The sequence below is a fragment of the Flavobacterium sp. CG_23.5 genome (assembly GCF_017875765.1).
Lineage (GTDB): Bacteria > Bacteroidota > Bacteroidia > Flavobacteriales > Flavobacteriaceae > Flavobacterium.
The window spans coordinates 1891962-1906069 of record NZ_JAGGNA010000001.1; the positions used below are offsets into that span (position 1 = coordinate 1891962).

The following is a 14108-nucleotide window of genomic DNA, read 5'->3' on the forward strand; positions in this document are numbered from 1 at the left end:
TGCAATAGTCGACCCACAGGATTTATCCTGAACGGATTTACACATATTACACATATTAAATTTCATTTTTCTTTTTTTGTTGAAACAAATTTGCAAACTATTATTTAGATATCCAAATTTTTAAAAAAAAAATAACATCGAAAAAAATACTCAACTAAACCATTCTCTTTTTATTAACATGCGGAGATTAATTTAATATCAAAAAAAGGAACGATTAAATTCTAAATTTATGAAAGTCGTTTTTTGTCATGTCAAATCATGGCTTTTAAAAAATATTTTGAATCAAATAAATAAAACTTCATTTTCTTGAGAATACATTAATGCTAATAATGAATCAGCACTTTTTTGTCCCAAAGTGGCCGTTGTTATTATTTTAACCCTAGGATGAATTATTTCATTTGCAGGGATAGGCGGAATCTCTTTTGTTCTATTTGCCTCTAATTTAAAACTTGGCAAAGACGAAATGGTTTTAGGCGCTTTCATAAAATTTAGTTTTAGTTGTTTGTTTATTTTTCCTGCAGTAATAAATTCCTTAACCTTTCCGTCGCAATAGTTGATGTTTTTTATAAATAAATAATTTTGTTATTAATAAAATTGTCCTAAAAACTAGTAGTAAATCATTTAGAGCAAGCTTTAACTATTTTCATATTAACAACCCTTTCGATTTGCTTTTCATTTAATCGTTTATTCTGATAAGCTCTATGAATTCGTTTTTTTAACGATTGCCATTTTTCTTTCATATAAGGATATAATGACAATGACATTTCGTTACCTTCTTTTGATTTTTTATAATGCATTTTGTATTCTTTCACATAATTATAATAATCGTCAAGACATTTATCCCACTTGTGATTTCCAATTGTGTACTCTCTTTTCGGTGCATTTTCCAATACAAAAAACTTTTCACTTGCTTTCATAACTAAATTATTTAATAAATTAATAGTTCATATTTGGCCTTATTACTTTTAATAGATACTTCCGGAATACGTAAATAAAATTAATAACTGAAATTCTTAGCTGGTCTCCTGTTTTTGTTAAAAATAATCGCTTTTAAAAGCAATAATTAATTAATTTTAGAGTTTAACAAACTTACTAAATTAACCTTATTACTATAAAATTTACTCGTTCAATTAACTCAATATCAGATGAGAAGCATTTATTCACAACTTACAATAGGAAAAACGTTATAAATAACAATTTTGACAATAGTTTGATGAGAATTCAAAACCAAAAAAATTCGACTACAACATTAGAAATTGCTTTCAATCAAAATTTCCTGAAAAACTCAAATAAATAGAAATATTACATTTTTAACCTTTATACTGATTAATATCCAAAACTATCTTTAAATTGAAAATTAAATATTTGAAAATTAACAAATATCCCAGCCTTACAAAAGATAATCTGTTGATTTTAAAAAAATCGAAGCTATCTACTTATAAAAAAATAAGTCAAGATTAATTTGCAATTCAAAATGGTTTCATACATTTGCATCCGAATACAAGAGGAAAAATTTGAACTGATTGCAACCTCTTCATAATGAAACGAATTCATTATGGATGCTGAAAAATTTTCAGTAGAAAAAATGCTAAAGCAGAAACTCTCCTTTAGTATTTCCCGCAATTATTTTTCCTCCCTTAATTTTAAATTTATATTTATTATGGCATATTTATTTACGTCAGAATCTGTGAGTGAAGGACATCCAGACAAAATTGCAGATCAAATTTCAGACGCATTAATTGATAATTTTTTAGCCTTTGATTCAGAGTCAAAAGTAGCTTGTGAAACTTTAGTTACTACCGGACAAGTAATCCTAGCAGGAGAAGTAAAATCCAATACCTACTTAGACGTTCAACATATTGCCCGTGAGGTAATTAGAAAAATTGGCTACACAAAAAGCGAATATATGTTTGAAGCCAATTCTTGTGGTATTCTTTCGGCTATTCACGAACAATCTGCTGATATCAATCAAGGGGTTGACAGAGCTAACCCTGAAGAGCAAGGTGCTGGTGACCAGGGAATGATGTTTGGTTATGCAACTAATGAAACCGAAAATTACATGCCTTTGGCACTTGATTTATCACATAAATTATTGCAGGAATTAGCTATTTTAAGACGTGAAAATAACGAAATTACGTATTTACGTCCGGATGCTAAGTCTCAAGTAACTTTAGAATACAGTGATGACAATAAACCAACACGTATTGAAGCGATTGTAATTTCGACACAACATGATGATTTTGACGAAGAAGCTACTATGCTTGCAAAAATCAAAAAAGATCTTGTTGAAATTTTGATTCCAAGAATCATTGCTAAAAATCCAACACACGCTCATTTATTCAACGATGCAATTCACTACCATATCAATCCTACCGGGAAATTCGTAATTGGAGGACCACACGGAGATACTGGACTTACAGGAAGAAAAATTATTGTGGATACTTACGGTGGAAAAGGAGCTCACGGTGGTGGTGCATTTTCTGGAAAAGATCCAAGTAAAGTAGATAGAAGTGCGGCGTATGCGACACGTCATATCGCTAAAAATTTAGTTGCTGCAGGTGTTGCCGAAGAAATCTTAGTACAGGTTTCTTATGCAATTGGTGTAGCTAAACCAATGGGTATTTTTATTGATACCTATGGTACTTCTAAAGTGAATATGACCAATGGTGAAATTGCCAAAAAAGTAGAAGCAATTTTTGATATGCGTCCTTACTTTATTGAACAACGCTTGAAACTAAGAAATCCAATTTACAGCGAAACTGCTGCTTACGGGCATATGGGACGTACGCCAGAAACAGTTACTAAAACTTTCTCTGCTCCAGGCGGAAACGAAAAAACAGTTACTGTTGAATTATTTACTTGGGAAAAATTAGATTTTGTTGACCAAGTTAAAACTGCTTTTGGATTGTAACAATTCTAAGCATTTATATACAGAAAACTGTCTTGTTTTATAAACGAGACGGTTTTTTTTTAGCCCATCCCGAAGTCTCGGGAGGTAAAGAAAATCCTTTCCAAAAAAAAGATTCATTTTTTCTTATAAAAAAAGAGCGACCAACGGAAGCTCCTTTATTTATTTAGAAAAAAAATCTTTTTATGGAAAGATTGAAAGGAACAGCTGGATTAGCTTCCTACAAATTATATTTTAAAGAAAAGATTACGTAGCGTGGCTGAACGGTATATTGCGAGGTTCTGGTGGAAAATTGAGAGAAACTATCGTCATTTAGCGAGGTCGTGTTCAATAAATTGGTTCCACTGACTTTGTATTCCAGTTTGCTCCCTTTCTTTTGATAAATCAAGCTAGCGCTCAAGAAATCATACTCATTATTGACCGTTTTACTACTGTTGTAATAGTGGTAAAACTCATATTCAGTTACGAATGAAAAGCTTTCCAGAAAGAAATAATCCAGTTTAGCAAAAGGTTTCTCCGTGTAAAAAGTAGAGTTGTTGTAATCATTTTTAACAATATTATATCCAAGCTCCAGATTGGGCATTTTTTTATAATTGGTAGAAGCTTTCAAAGTGTAGCTCTGTGTAAAACTTTCGTTTGTAGACAAAATATTGTTTTGAATGTTATTGAATTTCGACCAATTTAAATTGGCTCCCAAAGAGGCTTTATAATTCTTCAAGAATGAACGACCATAAGACCCGTTACCCGACAATGTTTCATCGGCAAAATCAGAATTAAAAGGGGATGAAGTCTGATTTACTCCGTTGAATATGGCACGCGTTTTTATAGCATCAACCCTTTTAGAATAAGTTGCAAAAGCGCTAATGTTTTCGAAATTAAACATGTTGTACTTAAAATAACGTAAAGAATGTACAAGTGCAGTCGCATTTTCCAAAAGTCGATTTCCTTTTGTCAAACTGTTATAATTGGAGAAAACATAGCCTTCGGCCAATTGATTTATATCAGTGAAATTATTGTTGAACGAAAAATTATAGGTTAAACTTTCCGCTTTTTTAATTTGATAAATAGCTAAAAAATCCGGTAATACTCTATAAAATTTATTGTTATTACTGGCCCCCAATTGTTCGTTTTTCATAGTATAAGCATGCAAACTCACTCCTGGAGTTAAAGTAAACTTACCTGTCAGAATTTTATAATGAAGTCCTAAAAATGTATCATTAAAATTGTAGGTTACATTATTAGTATTTACGGCATCGCCCAAATTATTTACCGTTTTATTGTCTAAAATCTGAAAAATATTCGAATTAAAATCTTGATTTGAATACGTGTTTCCCAGTGTAACATTGACATTACTTTTTTGGGTAAGCATATAATAATAATCTAATTTGGCATCTATTTTATTGGTTTTCACAAAACGATTTTGATTAATATCGTTTCTATTTTGACCGGAAGCATAACCCGATAAACTAAAGGGCTGTGATTTCAAATTAGCATTATAAAAAGGATCTTCTTCCTGATACAAATGTTGCATTTCGAAAGCAAAAATATTTTTATCGCTCTGAGTGTAATACAAACTCAAGTTTTGATTTACCGAAATCGGGTTTTGTTTTTTCAATGTATTGATGTTCTCTGTTTGCGAATTATTACTCACAATCGATTCTCTAAGCAAAGAATTATTTTCGTCCTGTTTAGACAATTTAGTCAAAACATCATAATCAAATTGAAACTTTGCATTGGGTTTATAACTCGAACTCAATTTGAATAATCCCAAATTACTTTTTTGATGCGCCATTTCCTGACGGTTTTCTGTTGAAAGAATTTCTGACGAGTTAGGCTGTAAAATATTGGTTTGTGATTTGGTTTCCAAGTCGGTTATGGAAGAAGAAATAATTCCAAAACCACTCAAACTCCACGCTTTATTTACATTATAAGAAAAGTTGGTGGCTCCAAATTGGGTCTCAATCTCTTTGGCACGATTGTTTCTTAAAAGTGAAATTCCTAAATCATTTAAAGAAACATTAAAACTCGATCCTCCTTTTTGCATCATGCCTCTAAAACCACCTGTGAATTTAAAATAATCTTGAACTGTCAATGGAAGTTCCCCTATATTATTAAAATTTGAAATTAAATTGATGCTGTATTTTGGACTGTAATAAAACAATTTCGGATTGATCAAATAACGGCTTTCTGTATGTGCTACGCCTATTCCCGCGGTCATATCTCCAAACCAGAAATTTTTCTTTCCTGATTTTAGTTTGATATTCATTGCCACATTGTCCTGATTGTTTTCAACTCCTTTTAATATTGAATTCTCATTGTAATTGCGTAAAACTTGAATTTTATCGATAGCATCCGCCGGAATATTTTTTACGCCAAGTTTAGTATCTCCATCAAAAAAATCTTTTCCTTCCACCATTAACTTGGTGACTTTTTTCCCTTCTACTTCTACTTCACCATCTGCATTTACCTCAACACCCGGTAGTTTTTTTAATAAGTCCTCCAGTTTTCGCTCCGTTCCGGTCTTGAAAGAATCCCCGTTATAAACAATGGTGTCTCCTTTTATCGAAACCGGCATTTCTCGAACTATTTCTACACCGTCTAATTCAATTCCGCCTTCTTGCAAAGCAATGATTTTAGTGCTATTTTCAGTAGAAGTAACAATTTCAATCTCTTTATTTTGCATTCCCAAATAACTTATCTTAAGATTATAAGTTGTATTGGGCTTCAAAGTCAGCACATACTTTCCTTTGTCATTGGTAATAGCGTAGGAATCCATCGCTTTTGTTACTTTATTTACCGCCATGACATTTGCCATTTCTAAGCCTACGGTCTTTGAATCAGTAATAGTTCCTTCCAGTTTAACTGATTGAGAAAAAGATATTGAAGTAATAAAAAATAAGGTCAGCAGTATTGATTTTTTCATTTATGAAACTTTGGAGAAATTTTGATTATTAATTTTAAACTGTGAATTTAATTTTATTATCCTCCAATTCTCATACGCATTCCTCCATTTCCTCCGCGTCCTTGGTTCATTTCTCTGAATTCTTCCATTTTTTTGATTACCGTTTCATCAAATTCTTTTTGAGAAATAACCTTTCCGTTTGTTGATGGTTTTATCACCGCTTTTTCTTTAGGATTTAAAACTACTTTCGAACATAAAATAACTGTTTTTCCATCATTTACTTCCAATATCAAACCAGGCAGTCCCCAATAGTTTTCCGGACCTTGATTTACGGGAATTTCAGGAGTGTACCATGCAGTGATTGTAATTTCTTTTGGCATGTCCAAATCATCCATAAAGCTCGTTTTCTTAGTTACATCAGCTGATTTCACAACCGTAGCATCTTCTTTTTTTGGTCTGAAATTTCTAAAATCGGTTTTACTGGCAGGTCGAATTGCCGTAGCTTTAAAACAATTATAACCTCCAATAACTCGAGTTTCGGCCTCCATTTTCCACTTTAAATTAGGCAATGAATCTTTTACTAAAAATTCTTTTCCCATGAAATCTTTATCAACCGTATAGGATTTGTCTTTTACATTTTTATAGAAAGTTCCTCCGCCTCCCATCATTGAGGACATCATTCTCATCCCGTTACCTTGACCAGAACCTGGTGTCTCTAATTTTTCTTCCTCTTTGTATATTGATGCTGACTTGTCAAAATTAAGAATAAACGTTTTTTCAAACATTTTTTTCATTCTTTCTTCTATCATCTTTTGCATGTCTGGATTCATATCCTTATTACCTTGCATTCGAGTTTTGAAATCAGAAGTGCTGGTTTTTGATTCATAAACCGCCATACCTTGAAATTCTTGTGCCTGAATCCCCAAAGAGGAGGCTATAGCAAATACTAAAACGAAAATTATTTTATACATGATTATTAATTTTAAATGATAAGACGATAATCTCTTGTTTATGTTACAATTATACTGTTAAAATAACAATTAGACATGCACAATTGTATAAGGTTTAATTGTAATTTAGCATTCTATGAAGAATATTCTAATTCTGTTATTTACTGTCATTTCATTTTGTGGTGCTTTTGGCCAAAGCCAAAAACTAACTGCCACTAAAATTGACTCTATTCATTTGGATTGTGACCAATTTTTAGGCTATGACCCATTTGGTTTTTATTACTTTATTAAAAATAATGTTCTGTTTAAGGTTAAAGAAAAACAGTCATTCGAGTATAAGAATGTTTCTTTAGGTAGAATCACAAAAGTAGATTTGCTAAATCCGCTGACGATTGTGTTGTTTTATGAGAATTTCAATACCGTCATTTTACTCGACAATCAATTGAATGAAACCCAAAAGATAAATTTTTCTGAAATTCCTATTCCAATAACAGTTGCTGCAATAGGATTAGCCTCGCAAAACCAACTTTGGATTTACAATAGCATGAATCAACAAATAGGTCTTTTTGATTTTTTAAAAAAAGAATATAAGACGGTTTCTATTCCGTTTGCCGAAAGCATAAAAATATACCATACTGATTTCAATACTTTTTATTGGATTGACGAAAAGAATAATTGGTTCACTTGTGATCCATTCGGGAAAATAGCCAATAAAGGAACAATACCTTCTTTTGATTCTATCGAAATAATAGATCAAAGCACCTATCTCTTTAGCAAGAACAATATTCTCTTTTATGAAGATGTTGCAAAGAGTCTAAAATTTGAAATTGAGATTTCAGAAAAAACGTTTAAAAAATTCTACTACAAAGACCAAATTTTATCTATTTTTACATCAGAGGGAATTACAAATTATAAAATCACAATACCGTAATGCACATAGCAGTAGCAGGAAACATTGGCTCAGGAAAAACAACTTTAACGCGTTTATTGTCGAAACACTTCAAATGGGAACCCCATTTTGAAGACGTAGTTGACAACCCATACTTGGATGATTTTTACCATCAAATGGAACGTTGGTCCTTTAATTTACAGATATATTTCTTGAATAGTCGTTTTCGTCAAGTGATGCAAATTCGCGAAAGCGGTAAAAAAATCATTCAGGACAGAACGATTTATGAAGACGCTCATATTTTTGCACCCAACTTATATTCAATGGGTTTGATGACAAATCGTGATTTTCAGAATTACACTTCTCTTTTTGAATTAATGGAATCCACGGTTAAAGCACCTGATTTACTGATTTATTTAAGAAGTTCGATTCCTAATTTAGTCGGGCAAATTCACAAACGCGGACGCGAATATGAAAACTCTATTTCAATTGATTATTTAAGCCGCCTAAATGAGCGTTATGAAGCCTGGATTCATACTTATAGCAAAGGAAAACTATTAATTATCGATGTAGACAACATCAATTTTGTCGATAACCCAGAAGATTTAGGTAATATCATCAATAGAATTGACGCCGAGTTACACGGATTGTTTTAGCATCTATTTTAGCGCTCTCCAAACGAGAGAGCGAAAAACTGAATATATTAAATGCCTTGCTGTTGCGAGGCATTTATATTTTAATATCTTTACTAATCAATAGATTACAAAAAATAGTGATTCATGTATCTTTTATAAAATTCATCTTAATTCAATTTATAAATTCTTGTTTTCTTCATATTAATTTAAAATTAAAAAATTATGAGTCAAAAGTATTTTAAAAGTAAAATTGTTTGTGTTTTATTAATTTTTGTTCTTCTAATGCAGAGTTGTGCGATTTATCAGAAGACATCGGTTTCTCTAGATGATGCTGTGGCTTCAAACAGGAAAGTATTAATTACTAAGACTGATGGAGCGAAACTTAAACTTAAAAGAGTGGAACTGACAGATGGAAAGTATTACGGGATAGTAAAAGTTGATGGCAAAACTGAAAAAATTATTTTAGTAGAAAATGACATAAGAACAATTCGAATTCTTAACAAAAGTGCGACAACAATAGGAACTGTTGGAATTGTTTTAGGTTCTTTAGTAATTACATTTCTTGTAGCCGCAGCGATTGCAGTAGTGCAAGTATATTAGGTTCTCGATCACTTGCATTTTTTGGACCTTCATTAATTGCTTTGACGTTTATATTCTCGTTTAAGCAAAAATGCCCCGCAATTGCGAGGCATTTATTATTTAACAACTAAATGTTTTATTTCAAGGCATCGATTTTGGCCTGAACTTCGGTATCTGTTCCTTCAAAATTCTGAGTAGTAACTTTCCCATTTATGGTTGTTTTGATTGTTGCTGTTACTTTTCCATCCCCATTTGTTTTTTCAATTGCAATTTCTTTAGAAACCATATTGTTCCCCATTGCTTTTGCATTCATGAATTTGCAATTTGCATTTGTACATCCTTTAGCGATACATTCGGCTGCAGACATTGAAGTACACATTTCAGAAGTAGCACAACAAGATGCGGTCGCAGAAATAGTATGGCTTCCTTCACCTAAAATTGGCGCAATTACCAATCCGATCAAACAAGTCAATTTAATTAAAATGTTCATTGACGGTCCAGAAGTATCTTTGAATGGATCTCCAACAGTATCTCCAGTTACCGCCGCTTTGTGCGCATCAGAACCTTTATATGTCATCTCACCATTGATTAAAACTCCTGCTTCAAATGATTTCTTAGCATTATCCCAAGCACCGCCCGCATTGTTCTGGAACACCGCCCAAAGCACTCCTGAAACAGTTACTCCTGCCATATAACCTCCTAACATTTCGGCGATTAATTGATTATTGTCTCCATAAACTAATTTTCCAAGCAAAACAATTGCAATTGGAAAACCAATAGTCAAAACCCCAGGCAACATCATTTCACGTAAAGCTGCTTTGGTAGAAATATCAACACATTTTGCATATTCCGGTTTTCCGGTTCCTTCCATAATTCCCGGAATTTCTTTGAACTGACGACGCACCTCATAAACCATATCCATTGCTGCTTTTCCAACAGAATTCATCGCTAATGCGGAGAAAACCACCGGTATCATTCCACCCACAAATAACATCGCTAAAACTGGTGCTTTGAAAATATTGATTCCGTCAATTCCTGTAAAAGTTACATAAGCTGCAAATAAAGCTAATGAAGTTAATGCCGCCGAAGCAATAGCAAAACCTTTTCCTGTTGCAGCAGTAGTGTTTCCTACTGAATCCAAAATATCGGTTCTGGTACGCACTTCTTTTGGTAATTCGCTCATTTCGGCAATTCCACCAGCATTGTCAGAAATTGGTCCAAAAGCATCGATTGCTAATTGCATCGCCGTTGTTGCCATCATTGCTGAAGCCGCTAATGCTACTCCGTAAAATCCTGCAAAGGCATATGAAGTCCAAATTGCCGCAGCAAATAATAAAACGGTTGGAAAGGTAGAAATCATTCCAGTTGCCAAACCAGCAATCACGTTCGTTCCTGCACCAGTACTTGATTTTTGAACAATAGCCATAACTGGTTTTGTCCCTAATCCCGTATAATATTCAGTTACCGATGAAATGACTGCGCCAACAGTTAATCCAACAAGGGTTGCATAAAAAACTCGCATCGATGAAATATCTTGAATTCCTTCTCCGAAGAAATTCATTTTCATCGTTTCCGGCAACATATATTGAACTAAGAAATAACAAGCAATTGCCGTTAATAAAATAGAAACCCAGTTCCCAATATTTAACGCTTTTTGAACTTGTTTTTCTTTTGCATTTTCATCAGTAATTTTCACTAACATCGTTCCGATGATAGAAAATAAAATTCCAAAACCTGCGATTGCCATTGGTAACAAAATAGGACCAATTCCGCCAAAAACATCTTGAATGTTTCCGCCCATGTCTTTAATCACATAATTCCCAAGAACCATTGCTGCCAAAACTGTGGCAACATAAGAACCAAATAAATCGGCACCCATTCCGGCCACATCTCCTACATTATCCCCTACGTTATCTGCAATAGTAGCTGGATTACGAGGATCATCTTCCGGGATTCCTGCTTCAACTTTACCCACTAAATCAGCACCAACATCGGCCGCTTTTGTATAAATACCACCACCAACACGGGCAAACAAAGCAATCGATTCTGCGCCAAGAGAAAACCCAGCTAATGTTTCCAGTACTTTGGTCATATCTTCTGATGAAGTCCAAACACCGCCCATAAAATAATTATAGAAAAAAATAAAGAAACTAGTCAAACCTAAAACTGCTAAACCGGCAACTCCCAATCCCATTACTGTTCCACCACCAAAAGAAACTTTCAATGCTTGAGGTAAACTGGTGCGCGCTGCCTGTGTGGTTCTTACGTTCGTTTTTGTTGCGATTTTCATTCCCATATTTCCAGCAAAAGCAGAGAAAAATGCTCCAAAAATAAAAGCGACAACTATTAATATGTTGGTGGTATGGAATAAAAAAGACATTCCTGCAAGAACAATACTTGCTCCAACTACGAAGAAAGCTAACAATCTATATTCTGCTTTGAGGAAAGCCAAAGCGCCTTCATAGATATAATCTGAAATCTCTTTCATTTTACCGTCTCCAGCATCTTGTTTTAAAACCCAAGTTCTTTTGGCAAACATAAATGCCAATCCAATAAATGCCATGACTATTGGCAAGTAAATCATTATTGTATTCATAATTTTGGTGTGGTTTTTGGTTATTTTCGTTAATGTAACGAAACGAAAATAAACAAAAAAGCAATACTCTTTACAGAATATTGCTTTATTTATAAAAATTATGAAAATTATTTATTTAATACTAAATAATCCTTCTGGTTTGTTTTCAATATCATTAAAACGTTTTGTACATTCTTTAATGATCGCATACGCTTCATTTACATCTCCCCAACCACCAACATCTACTGTTTTATTTTCCAGATCTTTATATACTTGGAAAAAATGCTCAATTTCTTTTAATAAATGTGGATTCATATCTGACAAGTCATTCAATGAATTCCAGATTGGATCTGAAACTGGTACACAAATCACTTTTTCATCTGGTCCTTTATCATCTGCCATGTGAAAAACCCCAATTGGTTTTACTTCCATTACACATCCAGGAAAAGTTGGTTCATTTACTAAAACCAAAACATCTAATGGATCTCCGTCTAAAGCTAATGTTTCCGGGATAAACCCGTAATCAGCAGGATACATCATTGACGAAAATAACATTCTGTCAAAACGCATTCTTTTTATTTCGAAATCATATTCGTATTTATTTCTACTTCCTCTTGGTATTTCGATTAAGACATCGAAAGTTGTTAATTTGTCTGCAGTCATTTTAATTTTCTTATCTATAATTATCTTGCAAAAATAAGCAAACGATACGTTTTTACAATGAAAAATCCATGTTATCTGTACATTAATTTCAACTTATTTTGTACAACTATTAAATACGTCAATTCGAGTAAATTTTAACTCATTTTACTTCTATAAAAAATAAACAAAACAACATTTATAAGAAATTTTGTTATATTTTCGTTTAAAAATAAACTATAGGACAGAATTTACATCTATATACAGATTAGTTTATCCTGCCAAAATAAGAAATACAAAAAGTTTACTGGTAAATCTAAATAACAAATTAATCTCCGGAACCTATTTTATTCAAATAAAAACGGAAACTGATGTAATAAAAAAACAAAATATTTTAAATCGTTAATCTCATGATAAAAAAAATAATAGCACTACTTTTATTGAGTATCCCCCTTTTGGGGAATGCTCAATCTATAGAAGATTGGCAAGTGGGGATTAATCTAAACCCTTTTTATTTCGATTGGAACAGTAACGATCAAGGACTCACTGATGTCCATCAAAACATCCCAAATGGGTTAGGTTTTGGTCTAACCGTAGAAAAAAATTGGAATACACATTGGGGTATAAAAACAGGTGTAGAATATTCTAAACAGAACAAAAAATATGATGATGCCCAGTACAGTGGAAATGTTTATCTGGCCGATATTAATATGGATTTTAAATATTACAAAATCCCATTAACTATTCAGTATTCACACCCAATAAACAAAAATAGATACCTAACATTCAATCAAGGTATCCAATTCTCTTTTTTAAATGATTACAAAACAACAATCGATGACGCGCTGCAAAGTACAATTTTCACACCTAATCAGAGGGTTTTCATCTCAAAAATTAATGCAAATGACTCCAATAACACAAATCCTGGGTGGATATATAAAAAAAACACATTTGGAATAATCGGTTCGGTTGGTATAAAAGGTTTTTTAACTAAAAAAATATCATATAGTACAAATTTGAGATATGAGTATGATTTAACTTATTCAGATTTAGATGAATATTACATTTTAAATAAGAATAAAGCTAACAATTTTAGGCTAGGACTAGAACTTGGTCTTCAATATCATTTTTCTTTAAAAGGGTGTGGTTTTTGTGCTTTGCAAAAACACTAAAAAATACTCAAACGCAATCTTAGAAAAACTTTAATTTTAATTATTTATTAAAAAACATCTGAGCAGGGTTTATCGCACTATTTTGCGTTTAAACCTTGCTTAGCTTGTTATTAAAATCCATGTTATCTGTACATTAAATTTTAAAAAAACTAATATTGATAGGTGATCGTTCTATTTCGTTTATTCAAGTAATGGTGCCACAAAAGATAAGTGGCATACGAACGGAATGGACTCCATTGTTCAGCATGAATTTCCATAGCCTCTTTATCATGAATACTCAGTAATTCCTTCATGGTATTAACCACCGCAATATCGCCCAAAGGCAATAAATCTGGGACATGCAAACAAAACATCAAATAAATATCGATGGTCCAATTTCCTATTCCTTTGATTTTAATAAGCTCTTCCCGTACTTGTTGAACCGTTTTATCAGGCAAAGTTTCTAAATCTAACTCTTTATTTACTATCGCTGTCGCCAAAGCTTTGATGTAGGACGTTTTCTGACGGCTTACACCAAGATTTCTATATTCTTCCTCCGAAACAGGAAGCAAAATCTCTGGCTCTATTACTTTTAGACTGGCTTTTATTTTTAAAAAAGTAGCTTTAGCAGATTCGATAGACACTTGTTGTTCTAAAATCAGCAACACTAAAGTCTCAAAACCTTGCGGTCTTTTTGGAATCGTGGGAAGTCCGTATTTTTCTATAATGATTTTGAAAATAGCATCTTTTCCTGAAAGATATTCGATCGCTTGTTGCATAATCTAATTTTTTTAGCCCAGATGGAAACGGCATCCTTTTTATCTCGTTTTGAAAACGAGATAAAAAGATATAGTGAACAGCTGGAAATAGCTCCAAATTC

12 protein-coding genes are annotated in these 14108 nt (G+C 32.6%); 5 read left to right on the plus strand and 7 right to left on the minus strand.

What is annotated here, in order from left to right; genetic code table 11:
• Positions 1-282: 282 nt before the first annotated feature.
• A complete protein-coding gene (locus H4V97_RS08110) occupies positions 283-483 on the minus strand; it encodes a hypothetical protein (RefSeq protein WP_209549428.1) in 201 nt (66 codons plus the stop codon).
• A gap of 134 nt (positions 484-617) precedes the next feature.
• Positions 618-917, minus strand: a complete 300-nt coding sequence (locus H4V97_RS08115) for a hypothetical protein (RefSeq protein ID WP_196848977.1) — start codon at positions 915-917, stop codon at positions 618-620.
• Between the two features lie 743 nt (positions 918-1660).
• On the opposite strand from H4V97_RS08115, the gene metK reads away from it, so the two are divergent.
• Complete coding sequence (gene metK, locus H4V97_RS08120) at positions 1661-2911, plus strand: methionine adenosyltransferase (RefSeq protein ID WP_196848976.1); 1251 nt, start codon at positions 1661-1663, stop codon at positions 2909-2911.
• A gap of 217 nt (positions 2912-3128) precedes the next feature.
• Here the strand turns inward: metK and H4V97_RS08125 are convergent, their stop codons facing one another.
• Together H4V97_RS08125 and H4V97_RS08130 are read right to left on the minus strand one after the other, a co-directional pair.
• Positions 3129-5831: a carboxypeptidase regulatory-like domain-containing protein gene (locus tag H4V97_RS08125; protein ID WP_209549429.1), complete on the minus strand. Its 2703-nt coding sequence runs from the start codon at positions 5829-5831 to the stop codon at positions 3129-3131.
• A 56-nt stretch (positions 5832-5887) separates the two neighbouring features.
• Positions 5888-6781 carry a GLPGLI family protein gene (locus H4V97_RS08130; protein ID WP_209549430.1) on the minus strand — a complete coding sequence of 298 codons (894 nt, stop codon included), beginning with the start codon at positions 6779-6781 and terminating at the stop codon, positions 5888-5890.
• Between the two features lie 115 nt (positions 6782-6896).
• On the opposite strand from H4V97_RS08130, the gene H4V97_RS08135 reads away from it, so the two are divergent.
• From H4V97_RS08135 to H4V97_RS08145, 3 genes are all read left to right on the plus strand, one after another.
• Complete coding sequence (locus H4V97_RS08135) at positions 6897-7691, plus strand: hypothetical protein (protein WP_209549431.1); 795 nt, start codon at positions 6897-6899, stop codon at positions 7689-7691.
• Complete coding sequence (locus H4V97_RS08140; RefSeq protein WP_103998264.1) at positions 7691-8305, plus strand: deoxynucleoside kinase; 615 nt, start codon at positions 7691-7693, stop codon at positions 8303-8305. The genes H4V97_RS08135 and H4V97_RS08140 overlap by 1 nt, the downstream gene beginning before the upstream one ends.
• A gap of 201 nt (positions 8306-8506) precedes the next feature.
• Entirely contained in the window at positions 8507-8884 is a 378-nt protein-coding gene (locus H4V97_RS08145) for a hypothetical protein (protein ID WP_209549432.1), read from the plus strand.
• 115 nt (positions 8885-8999) lie between these two features.
• On the opposite strand, the gene H4V97_RS08150 is transcribed toward H4V97_RS08145, so the two are convergent.
• The gene (locus H4V97_RS08150; RefSeq protein ID WP_209549433.1) at positions 9000-11459 is read right to left on the minus strand and encodes a sodium-translocating pyrophosphatase; all 2460 of its coding nucleotides are present in this window, start codon (positions 11457-11459) and stop codon (positions 9000-9002) included.
• Positions 11460-11570: 111 nt separating this feature from the next.
• A complete protein-coding gene (locus tag H4V97_RS08155) occupies positions 11571-12101 on the minus strand; it encodes an inorganic diphosphatase (RefSeq protein WP_113637499.1) in 531 nt (176 codons plus the stop codon).
• Positions 12102-12487: 386 nt separating this feature from the next.
• On the opposite strand from H4V97_RS08155, the gene H4V97_RS08160 reads away from it, so the two are divergent.
• Positions 12488-13249 carry an outer membrane beta-barrel protein gene (locus H4V97_RS08160; RefSeq protein ID WP_209549434.1) on the plus strand — a complete coding sequence of 254 codons (762 nt, stop codon included), beginning with the start codon at positions 12488-12490 and terminating at the stop codon, positions 13247-13249.
• A gap of 149 nt (positions 13250-13398) precedes the next feature.
• Here the strand turns inward: H4V97_RS08160 and H4V97_RS08165 are convergent, their stop codons facing one another.
• Complete coding sequence (locus H4V97_RS08165) at positions 13399-14007, minus strand: DNA-3-methyladenine glycosylase family protein (protein ID WP_209549435.1); 609 nt, start codon at positions 14005-14007, stop codon at positions 13399-13401.
• Between the last annotated feature and the right edge of the window lie 101 nt (positions 14008-14108).

Excerpts from the sequence above, each read along its gene's own strand:
- H4V97_RS08110 (WP_209549428.1), bottom strand. The coding sequence starts at position 483 with ATGAAAGCGCCTAAAACCATTTCGTCTTTGCCAAGTTTTAAATTAGAG.
- H4V97_RS08115 (WP_196848977.1), bottom strand. The coding sequence starts at position 917 with ATGAAAGCAAGTGAAAAGTTTTTTGTATTGGAAAATGCACCGAAAAGA.
- metK (WP_196848976.1), top strand. The coding sequence starts at position 1,661 with ATGGCATATTTATTTACGTCAGAATCTGTGAGTGAAGGACATCCAGAC.
- H4V97_RS08125 (WP_209549429.1), bottom strand. The coding sequence starts at position 5,831 with ATGAAAAAATCAATACTGCTGACCTTATTTTTTATTACTTCAATATCT.
- H4V97_RS08130 (WP_209549430.1), bottom strand. The coding sequence starts at position 6,781 with ATGTATAAAATAATTTTCGTTTTAGTATTTGCTATAGCCTCCTCTTTG.
- H4V97_RS08135 (WP_209549431.1), top strand. The coding sequence starts at position 6,897 with ATGAAGAATATTCTAATTCTGTTATTTACTGTCATTTCATTTTGTGGT.
- H4V97_RS08140 (WP_103998264.1), top strand. The coding sequence starts at position 7,691 with ATGCACATAGCAGTAGCAGGAAACATTGGCTCAGGAAAAACAACTTTA.
- H4V97_RS08145 (WP_209549432.1), top strand. The coding sequence starts at position 8,507 with ATGAGTCAAAAGTATTTTAAAAGTAAAATTGTTTGTGTTTTATTAATT.
- H4V97_RS08150 (WP_209549433.1), bottom strand. The coding sequence starts at position 11,459 with ATGAATACAATAATGATTTACTTGCCAATAGTCATGGCATTTATTGGA.
- H4V97_RS08155 (WP_113637499.1), bottom strand. The coding sequence starts at position 12,101 with ATGACTGCAGACAAATTAACAACTTTCGATGTCTTAATCGAAATACCA.
- H4V97_RS08160 (WP_209549434.1), top strand. The coding sequence starts at position 12,488 with ATGATAAAAAAAATAATAGCACTACTTTTATTGAGTATCCCCCTTTTG.
- H4V97_RS08165 (WP_209549435.1), bottom strand. The coding sequence starts at position 14,007 with ATGCAACAAGCGATCGAATATCTTTCAGGAAAAGATGCTATTTTCAAA.